1 protein-coding gene is annotated in these 1,499 nt (G+C 37.7%); it reads left to right on the top strand.

Going from position 1 to position 1,499, the window contains the following annotated elements; genetic code table 11:
* Positions 1-119 precede the first annotated feature (119 nt).
* Positions 120-1,450, top strand: a protein-coding gene (locus V7266_RS28390; RefSeq protein WP_335472566.1) for an IS3 family transposase whose coding sequence is annotated in 2 segments (ribosomal slippage) — positions 120-492 and positions 492-1,450 — 1,332 coding nt in all. Because the reading frame shifts where the segments join, the coding sequence is not laid out codon by codon here.
* The last annotated feature ends 49 nt before the right edge of the window (positions 1,451-1,499 follow it).

Raw genomic sequence — 1,499 nt, 5'->3', positions numbered from 1 at the left:
TGAACTATAACCCGAATAATGGACACTTAAAAAAGTCCCCTATTCGGGTTTTTTTATGTCTCCTGCATTAAAACCCGTTTATAATCATTTAGAGGATATAACCGGAGGAAAGTTAAAAAATGAGTAAATTAATTTTTAATGAGATTCAGATTAAGCTATTAGAGAGTAATCCGAACGTGAACCATGTGTCAGAACGTTCCATTTCATTTACATCGGACTTTAAGATTAGAGCTGTAAAAGAGAATTTTAATGGAAAGGGCCCCGTACAAATCTTTATTGAGCATGGGTTTGACCTTCAAATGATTGGTTCTGATAAACCTAAAGAATGCTTAAAGCGGTGGAGGAAAACTTTTAATCAGTTCGGAGAAGATGGGTTCCTTACGGAACGGAGAGGAAAAGGCAGTACTGGTAGACCATCCACCAAGCAGCTTACAGTTGAGGAAAGCCTAAAGAAGGCTGAGGCACGGATCAAGTATTTAGAAGCCGAGCTAGAATTCTTAAAAAAGTTAGACGCACTCGAAAGGCAGGGATCGAAGAAGAAAAAGTAACGAAGACGGAGAAGTTTATGCTTATCCAAAAGATTATTACAAAGTGTGGAATTACCAGAATGGTAAAATACCTCTGTAAAATGGCTGGAGTAAGCAGGAGTGGATATTACGCATGGATAAAGGCTGAAAATCGAAGGATTTCAAGAGAAGAAAATGATTGGAAAGATTATGAGTTAATCCAAAAAATCTTTGAGGAAAAGAAGGCAAAAGCAGGTGCTCTTGTTATCAAGATGATTTTGGAGAACGATTACTATGTCGTAATGAACCATAAAAAGATTCGAAGGATTATGAGAAAATTCAACTTGGTAGCGAAGATCAGGCAGATCAATCCTTACAGGAAAATGGCAAAGGCAACTCAGGAGCATAAAACCCTATCCAATCTACTTGATAGAAAATTTGATCAAGGTGAACCAGGGAAAGTGTTACTTACCGATATTACGTACGTATACTATGGATCAGCACAGCCAGCTTATTTATCTTGTGTTAAAGATGCATCTACAAAGGAAATTGTTACCCACCATCTTTCCAGGAATCTGAAGATGGATATCGTTTATGATACTCTTAAGAAGCTTTCAGACTCACTTAATGGTATGGTACACCCAGAAGCAATTCTTCACTCAGACCAAGGCTTTCACTACACGCACCCAGAGTTCCAAAAGCGAGTGAAAAAGATGAAACTAACCCAGTCAATGTCCCGTAAGGGAAACTGTTGGGACAACGCACCATTGGAATCCTTCTTTGGTCATTTAAAAGATGAAGTTAACTATAAAGAATGTGAAAGTTTTGAGGAACTACAGGAACTGATAGGAAATTATATTGAGGAATATAACAATGATCGTTATCAATGGGGGTTAAATAAAATGACTCCAGCCCAATACCGGAGTCATTTACTAGCTGCATAAAAAGGTCTTTTTTAAACTGTCCACTTTATGGGTCACAGTTCAATGAAGA

This window comes from Neobacillus drentensis, assembly GCF_036965645.1.
Taxonomy (GTDB): Bacteria; Bacillota; Bacilli; order Bacillales; family Cytobacillaceae; genus Neobacillus; species Neobacillus drentensis_D.
This window is presented reverse-complemented; position numbering and strand designations above follow the sequence as displayed.